The 18285-nt window shown below is 73.3% G+C and carries 18 protein-coding genes and 1 pseudogene; 8 read left to right on the forward strand and 11 right to left on the reverse strand.

Features of this window, described 5'->3' with window-relative positions; all coding sequences use genetic code 11:
• Nucleotides 1-94 precede the first annotated feature (94 nt).
• Nucleotides 95-763 (forward strand): class F sortase, encoded by a 669-nt coding sequence (locus ABTZ58_RS07725; protein ID WP_351351666.1) that lies wholly within the window; start codon nucleotides 95-97, stop codon nucleotides 761-763.
• Nucleotides 764-803: 40 nt separating this feature from the next.
• On the opposite strand, the gene ABTZ58_RS07730 is transcribed toward ABTZ58_RS07725, so the two are convergent.
• Both ABTZ58_RS07730 and ABTZ58_RS07735 read right to left on the reverse strand, forming a co-directional pair.
• Complete coding sequence (locus tag ABTZ58_RS07730) at nucleotides 804-1652, reverse strand: polysaccharide deacetylase family protein (protein WP_351351669.1); 849 nt, start codon at nucleotides 1650-1652, stop codon at nucleotides 804-806.
• An 89-nt stretch (nucleotides 1653-1741) separates the two neighbouring features.
• Nucleotides 1742-1900, reverse strand: a pseudogene (locus ABTZ58_RS07735) (amino acid--tRNA ligase-related protein); the annotation flags it as partial.
• Between the two features lie 722 nt (nucleotides 1901-2622).
• On the opposite strand from ABTZ58_RS07735, the gene ABTZ58_RS07740 reads away from it, so the two are divergent.
• Both ABTZ58_RS07740 and ABTZ58_RS07745 read left to right on the forward strand, forming a co-directional pair.
• Nucleotides 2623-3084 carry a universal stress protein gene (locus tag ABTZ58_RS07740; RefSeq protein WP_309094318.1) on the forward strand — a complete coding sequence of 154 codons (462 nt, stop codon included), beginning with the start codon at nucleotides 2623-2625 and terminating at the stop codon, nucleotides 3082-3084.
• 109 nt (nucleotides 3085-3193) lie between these two features.
• The gene (locus ABTZ58_RS07745) at nucleotides 3194-4624 is read left to right on the forward strand and encodes an amino acid permease (RefSeq protein ID WP_351351673.1); all 1431 of its coding nucleotides are present in this window, start codon (nucleotides 3194-3196) and stop codon (nucleotides 4622-4624) included.
• A 3-nt stretch (nucleotides 4625-4627) separates the two neighbouring features.
• On the opposite strand, the gene ABTZ58_RS07750 is transcribed toward ABTZ58_RS07745, so the two are convergent.
• Nucleotides 4628-5770, reverse strand: a complete 1143-nt coding sequence (locus ABTZ58_RS07750; RefSeq protein WP_351351676.1) for a CapA family protein — start codon at nucleotides 5768-5770, stop codon at nucleotides 4628-4630.
• A 222-nt stretch (nucleotides 5771-5992) separates the two neighbouring features.
• Here ABTZ58_RS07750 and ABTZ58_RS07755 point away from each other — a divergent pair, with 222 nt between their 5' ends.
• The 4 genes from ABTZ58_RS07755 to ABTZ58_RS07770 all read left to right on the forward strand — a co-directional run bounded on the left by ABTZ58_RS07755 (nucleotide 5993) and on the right by ABTZ58_RS07770 (nucleotide 8304).
• Nucleotides 5993-6538, forward strand: a complete 546-nt coding sequence (locus ABTZ58_RS07755) for a sigma-70 family RNA polymerase sigma factor (RefSeq protein WP_351333335.1) — start codon at nucleotides 5993-5995, stop codon at nucleotides 6536-6538.
• A gap of 154 nt (nucleotides 6539-6692) precedes the next feature.
• Nucleotides 6693-7205 carry a hypothetical protein gene (locus ABTZ58_RS07760; RefSeq protein ID WP_351351679.1) on the forward strand — a complete coding sequence of 171 codons (513 nt, stop codon included), beginning with the start codon at nucleotides 6693-6695 and terminating at the stop codon, nucleotides 7203-7205.
• 151 nt (nucleotides 7206-7356) lie between these two features.
• Nucleotides 7357-8007: a zf-HC2 domain-containing protein gene (locus ABTZ58_RS07765; RefSeq protein WP_351351682.1), complete on the forward strand. Its 651-nt coding sequence runs from the start codon at nucleotides 7357-7359 to the stop codon at nucleotides 8005-8007.
• A gap of 42 nt (nucleotides 8008-8049) precedes the next feature.
• Entirely contained in the window at nucleotides 8050-8304 is a 255-nt protein-coding gene (locus ABTZ58_RS07770; protein WP_502996025.1) for a SpoIIE family protein phosphatase, read from the forward strand.
• 13 nt (nucleotides 8305-8317) lie between these two features.
• Here ABTZ58_RS07770 and ABTZ58_RS07775 read toward each other — a convergent pair whose 3' ends face one another.
• The 3 genes from ABTZ58_RS07775 to ABTZ58_RS07785 form a co-directional block, all read right to left on the reverse strand.
• Nucleotides 8318-9181 (reverse strand): Fpg/Nei family DNA glycosylase, encoded by an 864-nt coding sequence (locus tag ABTZ58_RS07775; protein WP_351351689.1) that lies wholly within the window; start codon nucleotides 9179-9181, stop codon nucleotides 8318-8320.
• Nucleotides 9182-9203: 22 nt separating this feature from the next.
• The gene (locus ABTZ58_RS07780; RefSeq protein WP_351351692.1) at nucleotides 9204-11294 is read right to left on the reverse strand and encodes a SpoIIE family protein phosphatase; all 2091 of its coding nucleotides are present in this window, start codon (nucleotides 11292-11294) and stop codon (nucleotides 9204-9206) included.
• 77 nt (nucleotides 11295-11371) lie between these two features.
• Nucleotides 11372-12568 (reverse strand): DUF6777 domain-containing protein, encoded by a 1197-nt coding sequence (locus tag ABTZ58_RS07785; protein WP_351351695.1) that lies wholly within the window; start codon nucleotides 12566-12568, stop codon nucleotides 11372-11374.
• A gap of 78 nt (nucleotides 12569-12646) precedes the next feature.
• Between ABTZ58_RS07785 and ABTZ58_RS07790 the strand changes: the two genes are divergently transcribed.
• Nucleotides 12647-14068, forward strand: a complete 1422-nt coding sequence (locus ABTZ58_RS07790; RefSeq protein WP_351351698.1) for a lipase maturation factor family protein — start codon at nucleotides 12647-12649, stop codon at nucleotides 14066-14068.
• Here ABTZ58_RS07790 and ABTZ58_RS07795 read toward each other — a convergent pair.
• From ABTZ58_RS07795 to ABTZ58_RS07815, 5 genes are read right to left on the reverse strand one after another with little or no spacing between them, the layout of a single operon-like run.
• Nucleotides 14056-14889: an amidohydrolase family protein gene (locus tag ABTZ58_RS07795; protein ID WP_351351701.1), complete on the reverse strand. Its 834-nt coding sequence runs from the start codon at nucleotides 14887-14889 to the stop codon at nucleotides 14056-14058. The genes ABTZ58_RS07790 and ABTZ58_RS07795 overlap by 13 nt on opposite strands.
• Entirely contained in the window at nucleotides 14886-15107 is a 222-nt protein-coding gene (locus ABTZ58_RS07800; RefSeq protein ID WP_351351704.1) for a hypothetical protein, read from the reverse strand. The genes ABTZ58_RS07795 and ABTZ58_RS07800 overlap by 4 nt, the downstream gene beginning before the upstream one ends.
• Nucleotides 15104-16102 carry an aldo/keto reductase gene (locus ABTZ58_RS07805; protein ID WP_351351707.1) on the reverse strand — a complete coding sequence of 333 codons (999 nt, stop codon included), beginning with the start codon at nucleotides 16100-16102 and terminating at the stop codon, nucleotides 15104-15106. Before ABTZ58_RS07805 ends, ABTZ58_RS07800 begins: the two co-directional genes overlap by 4 nt.
• Nucleotides 16099-16854 carry an SDR family NAD(P)-dependent oxidoreductase gene (locus ABTZ58_RS07810; protein WP_351351710.1) on the reverse strand — a complete coding sequence of 252 codons (756 nt, stop codon included), beginning with the start codon at nucleotides 16852-16854 and terminating at the stop codon, nucleotides 16099-16101. Before ABTZ58_RS07810 ends, ABTZ58_RS07805 begins: the two co-directional genes overlap by 4 nt.
• On the reverse strand, nucleotides 16851-18194 hold the full coding sequence (locus ABTZ58_RS07815) for an L-fuconate dehydratase (RefSeq protein ID WP_351351713.1): 1344 nt from the start codon (nucleotides 18192-18194) through the stop codon (nucleotides 16851-16853). The genes ABTZ58_RS07810 and ABTZ58_RS07815 overlap by 4 nt, the downstream gene beginning before the upstream one ends.
• Nucleotides 18195-18285: the final 91 nt, after the last annotated feature.

The raw sequence follows: 18285 nt of genomic DNA on the forward strand, positions 1-18285 counted from the left end.
TCGCTCCCGCCCCGTCGCCGGTTTCGCGCACGGCACTTAGCGTCTTGGTATGCGCGATTGACCCGGCGACGGCCGCGTCGAGAGGGGATGGCGAATGTCTGCGTCCGAGCTGGCCCAGGCGGAAGAGGAGGCACGGCCGAGGAAGCGCGCCCCGTGGGGCGTGATAGCGCTTGTTCTGCTGACCGGCCTCGCGCTCATCCGGAACGGTTCGGGGGAATTCGACGAGGGCCCGCCGCAGCCGGCCACGGCTGCAGCGGCGGAGAGGCACGTGCCCGGCGCCTCCTTCGCCGGTTCCGTGCGCCCCCTGCCCTACGCCCTGCCGGACCGGGTCAGGATCCCGGCGATCCAGGTCGACGCGCCGATGATCCCCGTGGGCCTGGACCCGGACGGCTGGGTCGGCGCCCCGCCGCCGGAGGACCCCAATCTGGCGGGCTGGTTCACCGGTGCCGTCACCCCGGGCGAGAAGGGCACCGCGGTCGTCGTGGGCCATGTCGACAACCAGCAGGGCCCCGCCGTCTTCTACGGCCTCGGGGCCCTGAAGAAGGGCAACCGCGTCGAGGTCTTCCGCCAGGACGGCAAGACGGCGGTGTTCGAGATCTACGGCGTGGAGGTGTTCGAGAAGGACAACTTCCCCGGCGACCGCGTCTACGGATCCAAGGGCGCGGCGGAGCTGCGGGTCATCACCTGCGGCGGCGGCTTCTCCGCGCAGGAGGGGTACGCGGGCAACGTCGTGGCCTTCGCCCGCCTGGTCGAGGTGCGCTGAGCGCTCCCCACCGGGCGGGCGGAGGCCGCCGCGGCGGCTGCTACGTGCCGGGCCGCACGGGCACGGTGACGTGGTAGCCGGAATCCAGCAGTTCGGGCAGATAGCGCCGCAGGGCCCGCACGCTCTGCGAACGGTCGCCCCCGGCGTCGTGGGAGAGCACCACCACGCCGGGGGCGGCGCCGTTCTCGACGCGCCGCACGATGGAGCGCACGCCCGGGGTGGTCCAGTCGAGCGTGTCGAGCGTCCAGCCGAGCGGTTCCATGCCGAGGTCGGCGCCGATCCGCAGGGCGGCGCGGTTCCACGCTCCGTAGGGGGCGCGGAACCATGCGGGGCGCTCGCCGCAGGCCTCCTCGACTGCGTCACTGGTGCGTTCCATCTGGGAGCGGATCTGGCGGCGGGTCAGGCGGGTGAGCAGGGGGTGGGACCAGGTGTGGTTGCCCACGACGTGGCCCTCCTCGGCCATCCGGGCCAGCGCCTGCCTGCCGCCTGCGACCATCTCTCCGCACACGAAGAACATCGCGCGGACCTCGTACTCGGCCAGGACGTCCAGGATGGCCGGGGTGTAGCGGGGATCGGGGCCGTCGTCGAAGGTCAGCACCATGGTCCGGCCCCGGCCGGACACCCGCAGCAGCGGTTCACGGCGCACCAGGGTGCGGCGGGGCGCGGCGCGCGGTGGGGCGTAACCGGTGAGGGGCTGCAGACGGTACGCGGAGGCCTTGAGCGGGCGGCGGGCGGCCTCGGCCCCCGCCGCCGGGGCGGCAGGGCCGGCGGGCCCGGCGGGTGCCTCCCCGGTGACCGCCGTGAGCACTCCGGCCGTGGCGGCCGCTCCCACGGCGCCCGCGCCCGCGATCAACGCCGCGCGTCGGGTGAGCAACTGATCCTTCTTCATGACTCATCAGTCGCCCGGCGGCAGACCGACGCACCTGAGCAACACCGGTGCGGCGGCACGGTTTCACCCGGACGGCTCAGGCGGACGGGTCAGCGGCGGCGCACCAGGGGGAAGGGCTGGGTCTCGCGGATGGTGAGCGCGGTGAGGAACATGACCAGCCGGTCGACACCGATGCCGCCGGTGGGCGGCATGGCGTATTCGAGGGCGTCGAGGAAGTCCTCGTCGAGTTCCATCGCCTCGGGGTCTCCCCTGTCGGTGAGCTGCCAGGAGGTGACGAACACGGTCGGTTCGCCCCGGTCGCTGACGCCGGCGTGGCCGGTGGCGGTGATGTGGTCCGCGACTTCGGCGGCATCGTCTTCGCCGTCCTGGCGACTGGTCGGGCGACCACCGGCTCGCCCTCACCCGCGACCGCTCCGGCCCCGCCCTGGACCGCTTCACCGCCGACACCGACATCGGCGACCACGGGCAGGCCGGCGTGGGGGTCGGCGGGCTCGGTCCCGTCCCCTCCGTCGAGGCCGAGCGCCGCCAACGACGGCAGCCCCGCCGTGGTGGCGGGCCGCTGTCCGCCCTTCGGGTGCCCGTTTCCCCACGACTTTCGCATCGACGGTACCGAGACGAAGCCCTCGGCGATGCCGGAGACGAGACCGACCCGGGCGAGGGAGGCGGCCGTTGGCGCTGACCGGGACGAGCAGCAGGTCGAGGGGGCGCAGCCCGGTGCGCGGCGGCGGGACGAGTGCGAGCAGGGCGAAGAGCAGTGCGAGGGCGCCGAGGGCGACCGCGGACCCCTGCGGCACCCGGCCCAGCAGGCCGTGGGCCCGGTGCGACGGGGGTATGGGGCCCGCCGGGTCCTTCTCGGCCGCCCGGTGCCCGCGATGGCACTCATGTGTCGACTTCAGGAACAGCGGCTCCTTCTCGCCCCTCGAAGCTCCCTGCGGGCGGACGGACCCGCGGCCTCCGATAGCCTCGCGGCGTGACCGAACAGCACTCCCCTCAGTTCGAACGGGGCACGGACGGGCCCAAGGTGATCGTGGCCGGGGTGGACGGCTCCGACTCCTCCTGGCGGGCCGTGGCCTACGCCGCGGGGCTCGCCCGGCGGCAGCACGCGCTGCTCGCCGTGGTGTACGTCCAGCCCGTGCTGGCGGCGGGAGCGGCGCTCGGGGCGCCGGTGGCCGGGACGACCGACGAGATCGCCGAGGACCTGGTGGCGCAGATCCGGGACGCGGCCCGGCAGCTCAAGGGGATATTCGAGGTCCGCTGGGAGTTCCACACGTTCCACGGCGACCCGTACAGCGGCCTGGTGAAGGCGGCCGACGAACTCAAGGCGGACGCGGTGGTGGTGGGCGCGTCGGAGCAGGCGGGGCACCGGATCGTCGGGTCGGTGGCGGTGCGGCTGGTGAAGGCCGGGCGGTGGCCGGTGACGGTGGTGCCGTAGGGCGTCCACGGTTCCGTTCCGCTCCCTGCGTGGTGTCTTCCGCCGGGCGGGGGCCTGGGCCATCATGATCCGCTGTCAGCCGTTTGCCACTCGTGAAGAGGTGAGGCGCATGGCCGGGCTCCGGATGGGTGAAGGGATTCTCCGCCGCAAACCCATCGAGCGGATCGAGGAGACGGAAGCGGCCGAGGGGACGCGCCTTGAGCGGTCCCTGGGGCTGTGGCAGCTGACCGCCATCGGGGTCGGCGGGATCATCGGCGCGGGCATCTTCACGCTGGCCGGCACGGTGGCCAACGGTACGGCGGGCCCGGCCGTGCTCGTGTCGTTCCTGATCGCGGGGGTCGCGTCCGCCGCGGCCGCCCTGTCCTACGCCGAGTTCGCCGGGCTCATCCCGAAGGCCGGTTCGGCCTACACCTACGGCTACGTCGTGCTGGGCGAGCTCGCCGGCTGGTTCATCGGCTGGGACCTGCTGCTGGAGTACACGGCGATCGTGGCGGTGGTCGCCATCGGCATCTCCGGCTACTTCAGCTTCCTGGTGGGCGAGATGGGCGCCGACCTGCCGGACTGGATGCTCGGTGCGCCCGGCACGGGGGACGGGCACCGGGTCGATCTGTTCGCGGCGCTGCTGTGTCTGCTCATCGCGTATCTGCTGACCCTCGGGATCAGGAACGCGGCCCGTTTCGAGACGGTCGTGGTGATCCTGAAGGTCCTGGTCGTGCTGCTGGTGATCGGGGTCGGCGTGTTCCACATCGACACGGCGAACTACGACCCGTTCTTCCCGTACGGCGTCGGCGGGGCGTTCACGGGCGCCGCGACGGTGTTCTTCGCGGTGTTCGGCTACGACGCCATGTCCACGGCGGCCGAGGAGTCCAGGGACGCGCAGCGGCACATGCCGAAGGCGATCATCTACTCGCTGGTGATCTCGATGGTGCTGTACGTGGCGGCGTGCCTGGTCCTGACCGGCATGCAGGACTACAAGGACATCGACAAGGAGAGCGGGTTCTCGACGGCGTTCAAGTCGGTGGGGCTGAGCGGCCTGGCGAACGTGATCGCGGTCGGCGCGATCATCGGCATCCTCACGGTCATGTTCACGTTCATGCTGGGCGTCACCCGGGTGTGGTTCTCGATGTCCCGGGACGGGCTGCTGCCCCAGTGGTTCGCGAAGACCCACCCGACGCGGCACGTGCCGACGCGGGTCACCTGGATCGTGGGGGTGGCGTCGGCCGTGATCGCCGGGTTCCTGCCGATCGGCGAGGCGGCCGAGCTGACCAACATCGGGATCCTGCTGGCGTTCGTCGTGGTGTGCACGGCGGTCATCGTGCTGCGCTACCGGCGGCCGGACCTGCCGCGCACGTTCCGTACGCCGTGGATGCCGGTGGTGCCCGTGGTGGGGATCGTGTTCTCGATCTGGCTGATCACGTTCCTGCAGTGGCAGACCTGGGCCCGCTTCGCCGTGTGGTTCGCGCTGGGGCTCGTCGTCTACTTCGCCTACTCCTACCGGCGCTCGGCGCTGGCCGGGCACCGGCCGGAGCAGACGGAGTGAGGGCTACTCCCCCATCACCAGCCCGTCCTGCGCCGCGCCCCGGCTCAGGACGACCTCGCGGATGCGGTCGCGGACGGCCCGGACGTCGGCGCCCTGGGCGAGGGCCCGGTTGAGGTTGACGACCCGGCCGGCGTCGACGTCGAACAGCTGCGGGACGAACTCGGCCCGGGTCACCTCCCAGCGGCCGCCCGGCCGGACGGGCGGGGCGAAGGTGAAGCGGCCGAGGGTGGACTGGTTGCCGCGCGGGTCCTTGGCGCCCTGGTGGTTGGTCATCAGGCCGGCGACCTGGTCGCCCATGCCGTAGATCACCCAGGTGCCGTTGACCTTCTCGTAGGCCTGCGGGACGTGGGCGTGGGTGCCGAGGATCAGGTCGACGTCCGGGCGGGCGGCGGTCAGGCCGCGGGCCAGGGCCAGCTGCCGCTCGTCGGGGGCGTCCTGCCATTCGGTGCCCCAGTGCATCGAGACGACGACCACGTCGGCGCCGGCGCCGCGCGCGGCCCGGGCGTCGGCCAGGATCCGGGCCTCGTCGACGAGGTTGACGGCCCAGGGCTGTCCCTCCGGCAGCGGGATGCCGTTGGTGTCGTAGGTGTAGGCGAGGTGGGCGATCTTCGCCTGGCCCGCCTGGAGGACCGTCACGGTGCGGGCCTCCTCCTCGGTGCGGGAGGAGCCGGCGTGCCGTACGCCCGCCCGGTCGAGGGCGTCGAGGGTGCGGCGGATGCCCTCGGCGCCGTCGTCGAGGGTGTGGTTGGAGGCGGTGGAGCAGCCGTCGTAACCGGTGGCGGCGAGGGCCCGGGCGACCTCGGGCGGGGATTTGAAGGTGGGGTAGCCGGTGTAGTCGCCGTTCGCGCCGTAGACGGTCTCCATGTGGCACAGGGCGAGGTCGGCGCCGGAGACGACGGAGCGGATCGGCTCGAACATGGGCCGGAAGTCGTAGCCGGTGCCGCCGGCGTCGAAGCGGGCCCGGTCGATGATCGTGTCGTGCGGGAGGACGTCGCCGGAGGCGACGAGTGTGAAGCCGCGGGGCCCGGCGGCGGAGGGTGCCGGGCGGCCGGGGCCGGACGGTTCGTGGCTGCGGGCCTGGCAGGCGGCGCCTGCGGCGAGGACGACGGTGAGGGCCAGGGCCGCCTGTCGACTGCGTGCGATCATCCATTCACCCCACGGTGGGCGTTATGGTCATATTTACACACAAACAGGAAAGAAGGCCCGGAGCGCCCCACGCGGCTCCGACACGCTCATCAGCCCGACCGGCACCCGCCCGGTGGAGCGCCCCGACCGTTCGTCGAACCGTTCGCCGACGCGATCGACCGTCCGTCGCACAGCCGGGTACGTGCCCTGTGCCCGGGCGGCACCCTGCGGTGGCATACGGCCATGACGGCCGGATCCACTCTCACGAACGGGACGACCGCCGAGCACGAGCTCGCCGCACTGCAGCGGGAGCACGGCCGGCCCCTCTTCGCGCTCCTGCTGCGCCTGTGCGACGGGGACCGGCAGCGCGCGGAGGACCTGGTCCAGGAGACGCTGGTGCGCGCCTGGCAGCACCCCGAGGCCCTGCGCGCCGACGACTTCGACTCCGTACGGCCCTGGCTGATGACCGTCGGGCGGCGGCTCGCGATCGACGCCCGGCGCGCCCGGCAGGCCCGTCCGCCCGAGGTCGGCGACGCGGTGCTGGAGAACGCGCGGGTCAGCTCCGACCACGCCGAGCGGGCCGCGGCGATGCTCGACGTCCGACGCGCTGTGAAGACACTCACTCCGGAGCACCGTGAAGTCCTGGTGCTCGTGTACTTCCAGGGGGCGAGTGTGGCGGAAGCCGCGGCAACCCTCGGGATTCCGCCCGGTACCGTGAAGTCCCGCGCGTACTACGCGCTGCGCGCCCTGCGCCGGGTGCTTCCGGGTTACGCCGCCGACCTGCGGTGAAACCCATGGCCGAGTCAAGCCTCCGTAAAGCGCCTTGCTGAGGACCCCGGTTGAGTAATCGGGTGTTCCTATCCGTGTTCCGGATGGGGCCGACAACGCCCCGGAGCCCGGTGTCGGCCGACGACGCGCACGTACCGGAGGAAGGCAGGAAGGGATGCTGCACAGAGGTCACGAGAGCACGGACGGTTCGGACGGCGAACTGACCGTCCCCATGGCGTGGTTGTACGCGGAGTACATCGCCGACGAGCTGCTGCGGACCGGCGATCTGATGCCGCCGACGTCCTTCGAGTTCCGCGCGGGGCGTGACGCCCTGGCGCTGACCATCTTCCTCTCCGACGCGGACGGCGAGCTGTCGGGCATCCGGGTGGTGACCCAGCTGGAGACGTGGCTGTCGCTGACCGCGTACGACCAGCCGTGGCAGGAGTGGGTGCGCGAGCGGCTGGCGCAGCTCGCCGCCGAGGCGGCGGCGTCGGACCGGACCGCCCCGGACCTGGACCTCGCCGAGGAGGCCTGGCGCTGGCTGCAGGAGACGGAGCTGCTCGCGCCCGACCTCAACGCGGTGCCGGGCGGTGCTCCGGTGGTCGGGGAGGACGAGGGGCCGAAGGTCTGGACGCCCGCCTGGCAGCTCGGACTGCCCCTGGGACACCTCGCGATCCATCTTTTTTGAATTTCCGGGGCCTCCGACCAATCCGCGGGCCGGACGGCTCCGAATCCTTTGGTTGCGATTGTGTCACCGGCTTGAGTGATTCCGCTGCCTGGTCCGTACCGGTGGGAGCAAGGAGTAACCCCACCCGCACCCAACGGCACGAGGATTCGGCATGAGGTCCCTGGAAAGGCATCGCGACGTCGGCGCCTACGCGCTCGGCGTGCTGGACGAGGCGGAGGCCTTCCGCTTCGAGGACCACCTCATGGAGTGCCCCAAGTGCGCTGCAGAGGTGACGGAGTTCGGCCCGACGGCACGGCAGTTGATGCTGTACCGGCGGGCTACGCCGCGGCTGGTGAACCCGGTGGCCCAGCCCGGCCCGCGCATGCTGGATCGGCTGCTGGCCGAGGTGGCGGCCCGGCGCCGGGCCGGCCGCAGGCGCATGGTGTTCGCGCTGGCCGCCTCGGTCGTCCTCGCGGTGTCGGTGCCCGGCGTCGCGATGATGGCCGAGGGGAGCGGCGAGGAACTCCTGACGGTCGCCGCGACCGATGTGCGCACCGGGGTGTGGGCACAGGTCACGACGGCGGACGAGGCCTCGGGCAGCCAGGTCGAGCTCAAGGTGAAGGACACGGCCGAGCGCGCCTGCCACCTGGTCATCTTCGGCCGGGACGGCACCGAGGAGACCGCCGCCAGCTGGCACGGGCACGCAGACGCCGCCGAGCCGAACACGATGATGGCCAGCTCGTCCCTGCACCCCGACGAGATCGTCCGGTACGAGATCCGCTCCGCGTCCGGGGAGGTCCTGGTGCGGCTCGAACCGAGCTGACCATCCGTCCGCCCCGGTCGCCGGGCAGCCGGGCGCCCCGGTGTGAGACTGCTGGACGACGCGCTCCGCAGCCCGCCCGGGGTGCCCGCGGTCGGGGTGACCGAGGCCCGGGGCAGCGACGGCGGTGAGTTCGGCCTCGAACAGTTCGCCGACTACATCATCCGGGCGACGGCGGCGGGCGGGCTGGCGCCCGAGACGCTGCGGCGGCTCGTCCACTCCATCCTCGACGCGCCCACCAGTCGGCTGCGGGACGACGCGACCATCCTGATGTTCGAGTGGAACCCGGCCTCCCGGTGACGGGCCGGGCCGCTCACTTCAGCAGGCGGGACATCCTCCGGTCGGCCAGCGGCTTGCCGCCCGTCTGGCAGGTCGGGCAGTACTGGAGCGAGGAGTCGCTGAAGGACACCTCGCGGATGGTGTCCCCACACACCGGGCAGGGCTCGCCGGTGCGGCCGTGCACGCGCAGTCCGCTCTTCTTCTCGGCCTTCAGCCGCCCGGCCGCCACGCCCCGGGAGCGCTCGACCGCCTCGGTCAGCGTGTCGCGCAGGGCCGCGTACAGCCGCCCGGTCTCCTCCTCGCTCAGCGACGCGGCCAGCTTGAAGGGCGACATCCTCGCCGCGTGCAGGATCTCGTCACTGTAGGCGTTGCCGACGCCCGCGATCAGGCTCTGGTCGCGCAACACGCCCTTGAGGCGGCGCCGTTCACCGGCCAGCAGCTCCGCCAGACGCCGTTCGTCGAAGTCGTCGGCGAGCGGGTCCGGGCCGAGCCGGGTCACGCCCGGCACCTCCCGCGGGTCCCCGACGACGTACACCGCGAGGCGCTTCTGCGTGCCGGCCTCGGTCAGGTCGAAGCCCGCGCCGGTCTCCAGGGCCACGCGCAGGGCGAGGGGACCCTTGCCGGGGCGGGGCGGGCCGTCGGGGAGGCGGTCCTTGAAGTGCAGCCAGCCCGCGCGGGCCAGGTGCGTCACCAGGTGCGGGCCGTTCTCGGTGGCCAGGTCGAGGAACTTGCCGTAGCGGCGTACGGCGGCGACCTCGTGGCCCTCCAGCGCGGACAGCGGCGGGTCGTACGTCTTCAGGACGCTGATCGCGACGGGCAGCACCCGTACGATCTCGTGGCCGACCAGGTGCTCGGTCAGGAAGTCCTTGAGCGCCTCGACCTCGGGGAGTTCCGGCATAGGTCCAGAGTGCCACGCGGGGTCAGTCGTGGTCCGGCACCACGAACTCGCACCAGACGGCCTTGCCGCCGCCCCGGGCCTCCACGCCCCACACGTCGGTGAGCAGCTCGACCAGCAGCAGGCCCCGCCCGGAGACGCCCGAGTCGCCCGCCTCACGGCGGCGGGGCAGGGCGCTGGAGGAGTCCTCGACCTCGACGCGCAGCCGGCGGTCGGAACCGGTGAGCACCCGCAGGGTGAGGACCGCCGAGCCCTCGGTGTGCATGAGGGCGTTGGTCATCAGCTCGTCGGCGACCAGTTCGATCTCGTCGGCCCGGTCGCCGGCGCCCCAGGCGGCGACCGCGGTGCGGATCATGTGCCGGGCCTCGGAGAGTGCGGCCGGGTCGCCGGGGGCCACCTGGCGCTGGAGACGGTGGCCGGCGTGCGGACCCTCCGGGCCGCGCCGGCGCAGCAGGAGCAGGGCGACGTCGTCCTCGCCGCCGCGTTCGTCGGCCACGTCGATGAGCCGGTCGGCGAGGTCACGCACGTCCTCGGGGCCGGTGGCGACCAGGGCGGTGAGGGTGCGCATGCCGTCGTCGAGGTCGGCACCGGGCTGCTCGACCAGGCCGTCGGTGCACAGCAGCAGGGTGTCGCCCGGGTCGAGCTCCACGGTGCCCACCGGGTAGTCCAGGCGGCCGAACTCGGCGGACAGGCCGAGCGGCAGGCCCCCCGGGACGGCGACGCGACGGCAGGAGCCGTCGGTGAGCCGGACGAGCGGGTCGATGTGCCCGGCGCGGACCACCTGCAGCACGCCGGTGGACAGGTCGGCCTCCGCGTAGAGGCAGGTCGCGGAGCGGTCCGTGTCGAGTTCGTGCAGGAACACCGAGGCGCGGGCCATCACGGTGGCCGGCGGGTGTCCCTCGGCGGCGTAGGCGCGCAGCACGATGCGCAGCTGGCCCATGACGGCGGCGGCGTGCGTGTCGTGGCCCTGGACGTCACCGATGACGGCACCGACCCGGCCGCCGGGCAGCGGGATCAGGTCGTACCAGTCGCCGCCGATGTCCCGGCCGACGGAGCCGCCGATGGTGGCGGCCCGGTAGCGCACGGCGACGTCGGCGCCGGGCACGCTCGGGATGGTCCGGGGCAGCATGGCCTGCTGCAGGCCCTGGGCGAGGTCCATCTCCTGCTCGTAGAACATGGCCCGCTGCAGGCTCTGGGCGATGCTGCTGCCGAGGGCGACGAGGATGTTGCGCTCCTCGGGGGTGAAGCCCCGCCGGTCGCTGTAGAGCAGGCCCAACGCGCCGATCGGGCGGGCCTGGACGATGAGCGGCAGATAGGCCGCCGAGGTGATGTTCAGATCGGTGATGTGGGGCCAGAGGATCGGGTAGCGCTCGGCGAACTCCTCGGGCGATTCGATGAAGCACGGGGCGAGGGTGCGCACGGCCTCGCTCATCGGATAGGGCTCGTCGATGCGGGTGACCCGGGTGCCGGGCACGAAGGCGTCCTCGGGCCCCTCGGCGACCAGGCGGATGCGGCCGGCCTCGACCAGGCCCATGACGAGGCTGGTGGCGCCCAGATGGGTCAGGCCGTGGGTGTCCTTGAGGACGTCGATGACGTCCTGGACGGTGCGCGCGTGGGCGAGGGCGGCCGTGGTGAGCTCGACGACGCTGGTCTGTTCCCGGTGGGCCTCGTCCCGGTCGGCCTGCTCGCGCAGGGCGTCGATCTCGCCGAGCTCCCGGGTGGCGTCGCGGACGATGCCGATGATGCGGCGGGGCCGGCCGGTCTCGTCCCGCCGGATGTAGCCCTGCGTGTGCGTCCAGCGCAGGCTGCCGTCGCGGCGGCGGATGCGGAAGTACGCGCCGTAGTTCTCGCTGCCGTCCTTCAGGGCCTGGGTGACCACGGTGTCCAGGCGGCGTGCCTCGCCGGGCGGGACGCGCCTGGAGAGGCTCTCGGGGTGGTCGTCGTACTCGCCGGGGCGCAGGTCGAAGATGTCGTGGGCCTGCGCGTCCATCTGCATCAGGCCGGTGTCCAGGTCCCAGTCGAAGCTGCCCATCCGGTTGAGCGCGAGGATCGGATCCGGGTGGGCGGACCAGTCGTCCGGGAGTGACAGGGCGCCGCTCGCTCCCCGATCAGCCATGGGCCCACCTTGCCAGGATTCGTCCGATTCTTCGACTGGACGTGCCGAGTGTACGGGCCGCTTGGCGGGACCGGCCCTCAGTTGCTGAAGACGTCGGTGGGGCTGCCGAAGATGCTGTCGTCGGCCGGTTCGTCGGGGATCAGCCCGGCCCCGTCGGGCACGTCGGGGCCGTCCGGGACGGCTTCGGGGCCGACCTCGTCCGGTTCGCCGAGGTCCTCCGCCTCCGGTACCCCGAGATCCTCCGGCTCCGATGCGCCGAGGTCATCCGCCTCCGGTGCGTCGGCCTCCCGGGGCGCCGGTTCGCCGGGGGGCGGTTCGATGCCGTCCGCCCGGGGCGGGGCGGGGTCGGCGGCCGGGTCCGCCCCGGGGGCGGTGCGGGAGGCGCCCGGGGGGACGGGCGAGGGCGCGGACGGTGCCGGGGACCGGGTCGCCCACACCGGCGGCGGCAGGGCCCGGTCATGGCGCACGTCGTGCCCGGGCCGCCGTTCGATCCAGGTCCGGGCGGCCAGGTCGATGATGGTGAAGTCGGTGACGGCGCGCGGGGCGGGGGTCACGACGATCACCTCGCCGGGCCGGTAGCCGGGCCAGGGCGTGCCCCGGGTCGCCGGCGTGCCGCCCAGGGCGAGCGGCGGGCGCAGCGGGTTGCCACAGGCGCAGCGGAGGCGCGGCACGCCCCGGTCGTCGACCAGGACGGCGGTGCCCGCCTGGAGGACGGCCTGGTAGCCGGTCACCCGGCCGGCGCGGTGACCGTGGCCGGTGACGCGGGTGTCGGCGCGCAGCACGACCGGGGTGAGGGCCCGCACGTAGTCCGGGAGGGCCTCCGGGGGCACGCCCGCGACCCGGGCGAAGGCACGGCCCGCGGCGCGGTCGCGGGTGAGGTGGCCGATCTGCCGGCCGATGTCGCAGTTGCCGGTCCGCTCGGCGCCGCCGTAGAGGCCGGGGGTCGCGCCGGACAGGGAGCGCGGGCCGGTGGAGACGCGGACGGTGCCGCCCGCCGTGCGCGGTGCGGGCCCGGCGGGGGACGGGGTGGGCCCCGCCTCGGCCGTGGAGTCCGTGAAGGGGTCCGGTCCGGGGTCGGCGGCCGGCTGGAGGACGAGCGCCGCGGCCGTCGCGCCGTCGCCCTCGCCGCCGCGGCCGGCGCCGCACGCAGAGAGGAGGAGCGCGGCGGAGAGCGCGCAGGCCGCGGTGACGGCCCCGGTGGGTGTCCGCACCTCGTCCTCCCGCTCACCTCGGCCCGTTTCGGGCAGTTCCTCACTATTGTTTGCTGCGCTCACTCGGGTTACGCAACCGGAGCAGTGGTACGCGGAGCGTGACACCGCCCTCCGGCGTGTCACGGGGAGGAGCGCACGGCCGTGGACTGGTTCACCGCATCCGATTACTGGCTGACCCGGCTGGTCTTCCAGCGGGCGCTGGCCGCCGTGTACCTGGTGGCGTTCCTGACGGCGGCGCTGCAGTTCCGGGCGCTGATCGGGCGGCGCGGCATGCTCCCGGTGCCGCGGTTCGTCGAGCGGGTGCCGTTCAGGCGGGCGCCGAGCCTGTTCCAGCTGCACTACTCGGACCGCTTCTTCGCGCTCTGCGCCTGGACGGGCTGCGCGGTGTCGGTAGCGCTGCTGGCCGGGCTGGACGCGCTGCTGCCGCTGTGGGGCGGCATGCTGCTGTGGCTGGTGCCGTGGGTGCTGTACCTGTCGATCGTCAACGTCGGGCAGACCTGGTACGCGTTCGGCTGGGAGTCACTGCTGCTGGAGGTCGGTTTCCTCGCCGTGTTCCTCGGCAACGACGAGGTGGCGCCGCCGCTCGTGGTGCTGTTCCTGCTGCGGTGGATCCTGTTCCGGGTGGAGTTCGGCGCGGGGCTGATCAAGATGCGCGGCGACGCGTGCTGGCGGAAGCTGACCTGCCTGGACCACCATCACGAGACGCAGCCGATGCCGGGCCCGCTGAGCTGGTTCTTCCACCACCTGCCCCGCCCACTGCACCGGGTCGAGGCGGCCGCGAACCACGTCACGCAACTGGTGGTGCCGTTCGCGCTGTTCACTCCGCAGCCGGTGGCGACGGCAGCCGCCGCGCTGATGATCGTCACCCAGCTGTGGCTGGTGCTGTCGGGCAACTTCTCCTGGCTGAACTGGATCACGATCGTGCTGGCGCTGTCGGCGGTGCGCTTCCCGGCCGACGCGCCCGACGTGCCGGACGCGCCGCTGTGGTACGTCGTGCTGGTCCTCGCGGTCTCCGCGCTGCTCGTGGGCCTCAGCCACCGGCCGGTGCGCAACATGCTCTCCCGCCGCCAGGTGATGAACCGCTCCTTCGACCCCCTGCACCTGGTCAACACCTACGGCGCGTTCGGCAGCGTGAGCCGGGTGCGGTACGAGGTCGTGGTCGAGGGCACCGCGGACGACAGGCCGCGAGCGGACTCCGACTGGCGGGCGTACGAGTTCAAGGGCAAGCCGGGTGATCCGCGGCGGTGGCCGCGCCAGTTCGCGCCCTACCATCTGCGCCTGGACTGGCTGATGTGGTTCGCGGCCCTCTCCCCCGCCTACGCCGACCCCTGGTTCGGCAGGCTTGTGGAGCGGCTGCTGGAGAACGACCGGGACACGCTGAGGCTGCTGCGCCGCTCGCCGTTCCCGCCGGACGAGCCGCCGCGGTTCGTGCGCGCCCGGCTGTTCCGCTACCGCTACACGACCTGGCGCGAGCTGCGGGAGACCGGCGCCTGCTGGGAGCGGACGTACGTGCGGGAGTACCTGCCGCCGACCAGGCTGGCGGAGCCGGTTCACAGGCCGTAGACGCGGGCGGCGGTGGTGCCGAGGATCTGCGCGTGGTCGGGCGGGCCGGTCAGCCGGCGCGCGGTGCCGAGCATGCCGCCGTAGGTCCCCGCCAGGGTGCACACCGGCCAGTCCGAGCCGTACATCAGCCGGACGGGCCCGAACGCCTCCAGGGCCACCTCGGCGTACGGACGCAGGTCCTCGACGGTCCAGCCGGCGGGGTCGGCCTCGGTGGCCAGGCCGGAGAGTTTGGCGACGGTGTTGGGCAGGGCGGCCAGGGCCCGCAGGTGCGACGCCCAGGGTTCGAGGACGCCGGCGGCGACGGGCGGTTTGCCGAGGTGGTCCAGGACGAAGGTGAGCTCGGGCAGGGCGGCGGCCGCCCGGACGCAGGCCGGGAGCCGGCCGGGCAGGACGACGAGGTCGTAGACCAGTCCGGCGGCGGCGACGGCGGTCAGTCCCCGCAGGACGTCCGGGCGCAGCAGCCACTCGGGGTCGGGCTCGTTCTGGACCTGGTGGCGGATGCCCTTGAGGTAGCGGCCGCCGGGGAGTTCGCGCAGCCGGGCGAGTTCGTCGGCGACGCCGGGGCGGGTGAGGTCGGTCCAGCCGACGACGCCCGCGACCAGGTCGTGCTCCTCGGCCAGGGCCAGGAGCTCCGGGGTCTCCTCGGGCACGGTGACCGTCTGCACGAGGACCGTGCGGCCCACTCCGGCGGCTCTCGCCTCGGGTTCGAGGTCCTTCATCGTGAAGTCGCGGCGCAGCGGCCGCAGCGCGGGTCCGGTGATCCAGTCCTGGTCGCGCACGGACAGGTCCCAGACGTGGTGGTGGGCGTCGGTCACGGTCATGCGGGCAGCTCCCGGACGACGGGCAGGCCGGCGTCCGCGCCCGCGCCGGTGTGGTCCTGCGCGACGTCGGGCAGCTCGGCCGGGCGGGCCTGCCACCTCCAGGAGCCGGCGCCGGCGGCGCGGACGGTGTCGGTCCCCTCCCGGGGGACCTCGCGGTGGGCGGCCTCGTAGGCGGCGACGCGGTCGGCGCGGACCCTGGTGTGCAGGGCGACTGTCATGACGGCTCCTTCGCGGGCGGCTCGCCGGGCACGGGCGCGTCGGCGGGCAGCAGGCCCCCGGCGCGCAGCTCCTGCCAGAGGGCGCCGGGCACCCGGGCGGCGAACTGGTGGGCGCAGTCGCGCACTTCATGAGCCGAACGGGCCCCGACGAGGACGCTGGCGACGGCCGGGTGGGCGGCGCAGAAGGCCAGGGCGACGGCGCGCAGCGTGGTGCCGTGGCGGTCGGCGACCGACTTCAGGCGCAGGGCCCGCTCGACCAGCTCGGACGGTGCGGCGGTGTAGTTGTAGCGGGCGCCCGGCTCGGGGTTGGCCAGCAGGCCCGAGTTGAAGGCGCCGCCGATGACCACCGACGTACCGCGTTCCAGGGCGGCGGGCAGCAGGTCGGTGAGGGCACTCTGGTCGAGGAGGGTGTAGCGGCCGGCGCAGAGCACCACGTCCACGTCGGTGTCGCGGACGAAGCGGGTGAGCATCGCCGACTGGTTCATCCCGGCGCCGATCGCGCCCACCACACCTTCCGCGCGCAGCTTCTCCAGGGCCGGGTAACCCTCGCGGAAGGCCGCTTCGGCGTGCTCGTCGGGGTCGTGGAGGTAGACGACGTCGACCCGGTCGAGGCCGAGGCGTTCGAGGCTGGACTCCAGGGTGCGGCGGATGCCGTCGGCGCTGAAGTCCCACACGCGCCGGTGGGTGGCCGGTACGGCGAAGCCGTTGGCCAGGTCGTCGCCGGTGCCGTCGGCGGGTTCGAGGCGGCGGCCCACCTTGGTGGAGATCGTGTAGTGGTCGCGGGGGTGGTCGCGCAGGGCGGCGCCGAGCCGGCGTTCGGAGAGGCCGAGGCCGTAGTGCGGGGCGGTGTCGAAGTAGCGGATGCCGCGCTGCCAGGCGGCTTCCACGGCCTCGTGGGCCTCCTCGTCGCCGACCGCGGTGTACAGGTTGGCGATGGCGGCGGCGCCGAAGGACAGGGCGCTGACCTCGACGCCGCTGCCGCCGAGCCGGTTCACCGGGCCACCGGGCGCGGTCGCAGGCCCTGCATGCCGCCGTCGACGGCGAGCGCGGTGCCCGTGGTGGCGCCGGACAGGGGGCTCGCCAGGTAGGCGATGGCGCCCGCGACCTCGGCCGGGGAGACCAGCCGGCCGGTGGGCTGGCGGGCCTCCAGGCCCGCGCGTTCGGCGGCCGGGTCGGGGGCGGCGTCGAGGAGGCGGCCCACCCACGGGGTGTCGACCGTGCCGGGGTTGACGCAGTTGACGCGGATGCCCTCGCGGACGTGGTCGGCGGCCATGGCGAGGGTCAGGGCCTGCACGGCGCCCTTGGTGGCGCTGTACAGGGCGCGCTGCGGCAGGCCCGCGGTGGCGGCGACGGAGCAGGTGTTGACGATCGCGGCGTACGCGGAGGCCCGCAGATGGGGCAGGCAGGCTCGGGTGGTGCGGACCATGCCGACGACGTTGACGTCCCAGACGCGGTGCCACTCGTCGTCGGGGTTGTCCTCGACGGTGCCCTGGGCGCCGATGCCCGCGTTGTTCACCAGGACGTCCAGACCGCCGAGTTCCGCGACCGCCGCGGTGACCGCCGCGCGCACGGACGTGTCGTCGGTGACGTCCGCGCGGTGGCCGAGGAGTGGCTTGCCGACCGGGGACGGATCGAGGTCGAGGACGGCGACCTGTGCGCCGCGCTCGGCCATGAGGTCGGCGGTGGCCCGGCCGATGCCGGACGCACCGCCCGTCACCAGGGCCCTGAGGCCCTCGAAGTCGCTCATGCGGCGTGCCCCTTCTTCGTCGCGTCGAGGTCGGCGGCCCAGAACTCGCCGCCCGGGTACGTGTACCGCGCCAGCGCCTCGGGCCGCAGGGCGGCCGAGAAGCCCGGCGCGGTGGGCGCCGTGTAGTGACCCTGCCGGATCACCACCGGGTCGAGGAAGTGGTCGTGCAGATGGTCGACGTATTCGATGACGCGGTTCTCGGTCGTGCCGGTCAGGGCCACGTAGTCGAACATCGACAGATGCTGGACGAGTTCGCACAGGCCGACCCCGCCCGCGTGCGGGCACACGGGCACGCCGAACTTGGCCGCGAGCAGCAGGATCGCGAGGTTCTCCGGGACGCCGCCGACCCGGGCCGCGTCGATCTGGACGACGTCGAGCGCGCCGGCCTGGAGGAGCTGTTTGAAGACGATGCGGTTGTGCGCGTGCTCGCCGGTGGCGACCTTCACGGGGGCGACGGCCCGGCGGATCGTCGCGTGCCCGAGGATGTCGTCGGGGCTGGTGGGTTCCTCGATCCAGTACGGGTCGAACGCGGCGAGGGCCTCGGTCCAGCGGATCGCCTCCTCGACGTCCCAGCGCTGGTTGGCGTCGACGGCCATCCGGATGTCCGGGCCGATGACCGAACGGGCCACCCGGCAGCGGCGGATGTCGTCGTCGAGGTCGGCGCCCACCTTGAGCTTGATCTGGGTGAAGCCGTCGGTGACCGCCTGGGCGGCGAGCCGGGTGAGTTTCTCGTCGTCGTAGCCGAGCCAGCCGGGTGAGGTGGTGTAGGCGGGGTAGCCGCGCTCCAGCAGCCGGGCCGTGCGCTGCCCGGCGCCCTCCCGGCCCCGGCGGAGCAGGGCCAGGGCCTCCTCGGGGGTGAGGACGTCGGTGAGGTAGCGGAAGTCGATCTGGTGGACGAGCCATTCGGGCTCGGCCTGGGCGAGCAGCCGCCACAGCGGAAGTTGGGCCCGCTTGGCGGCGAGGTCCCACACGGCGTTGACGACGGCGCCGATCGCCATGTGCATCACGCCTTTCTCGGGCCCGAGCCAGCGCAGTTGGCTGTCGCCGATCAGGTCGCGGTTCAGGGTGGCGGGGTCGGCGCACAACTCGGCCAGGTCGCGGCCGAGAAGGTGTCCGCGCAGGGCGTCGATCGCGGCGACCTGGACCTCGTTGCCCCGCCCGATGGTGAAGGCGAACCCGTGCCCCTCGTGCCCGTCGGCCGCGTCGGTGCGCAGCACGACGTAGGCCGCCGAGTAGTCGGGGTCGGGGTTCATCGCGTCGGAGCCGTCGAGTTCGTGCGAGGTGGGGAAGCGGATGTCGTGGGTGTCGACCGCGGTGATGCGGGCGGGCGTCGGGGACACGGAGGTCCTTTCGTCGGCCGGGGGTCCAGCGGATGCCCGCATACTTATCAGACCAATCAAGCGCCGAAACACCCTTCGTCGGACGGAATCC

Source organism: Streptomyces sp. NPDC094143, from assembly GCF_040303825.1.
Classification (GTDB): domain Bacteria; phylum Actinomycetota; class Actinomycetes; order Streptomycetales; family Streptomycetaceae; genus Streptomyces.

What these genes read in the sequence shown, in the direction of transcription:
- ABTZ58_RS07800 (WP_351351704.1), bottom strand. Translation starts at nt 15,107, where the DNA reads ATGACAGTCGCCCTGCACACCAGGGTCCGCGCCGACCGCGTCGCCGCC.
- ABTZ58_RS07795 (WP_351351701.1), bottom strand. Translation starts at nt 14,889, where the DNA reads ATGACCGTGACCGACGCCCACCACCACGTCTGGGACCTGTCCGTGCGC.
- ABTZ58_RS07810 (WP_351351710.1), bottom strand. Translation starts at nt 16,854, where the DNA reads ATGAGCGACTTCGAGGGCCTCAGGGCCCTGGTGACGGGCGGTGCGTCC.
- ABTZ58_RS07780 (WP_351351692.1), bottom strand. Translation starts at nt 11,294, where the DNA reads ATGGCTGATCGGGGAGCGAGCGGCGCCCTGTCACTCCCGGACGACTGG.
- ABTZ58_RS07730 (WP_351351669.1), bottom strand. Translation starts at nt 1,652, where the DNA reads ATGAAGAAGGATCAGTTGCTCACCCGACGCGCGGCGTTGATCGCGGGC.
- ABTZ58_RS07765 (WP_351351682.1), top strand. Translation starts at nt 7,357, where the DNA reads ATGAGGTCCCTGGAAAGGCATCGCGACGTCGGCGCCTACGCGCTCGGC.
- ABTZ58_RS07750 (WP_351351676.1), bottom strand. Translation starts at nt 5,770, where the DNA reads ATGATCGCACGCAGTCGACAGGCGGCCCTGGCCCTCACCGTCGTCCTC.
- ABTZ58_RS07775 (WP_351351689.1), bottom strand. Translation starts at nt 9,181, where the DNA reads ATGCCGGAACTCCCCGAGGTCGAGGCGCTCAAGGACTTCCTGACCGAG.
- ABTZ58_RS07755 (WP_351333335.1), top strand. Translation starts at nt 5,993, where the DNA reads ATGACGGCCGGATCCACTCTCACGAACGGGACGACCGCCGAGCACGAG.
- ABTZ58_RS07745 (WP_351351673.1), top strand. Translation starts at nt 3,194, where the DNA reads ATGGCCGGGCTCCGGATGGGTGAAGGGATTCTCCGCCGCAAACCCATC.
- ABTZ58_RS07725 (WP_351351666.1), top strand. Translation starts at nt 95, where the DNA reads ATGTCTGCGTCCGAGCTGGCCCAGGCGGAAGAGGAGGCACGGCCGAGG.
- ABTZ58_RS07760 (WP_351351679.1), top strand. Translation starts at nt 6,693, where the DNA reads ATGCTGCACAGAGGTCACGAGAGCACGGACGGTTCGGACGGCGAACTG.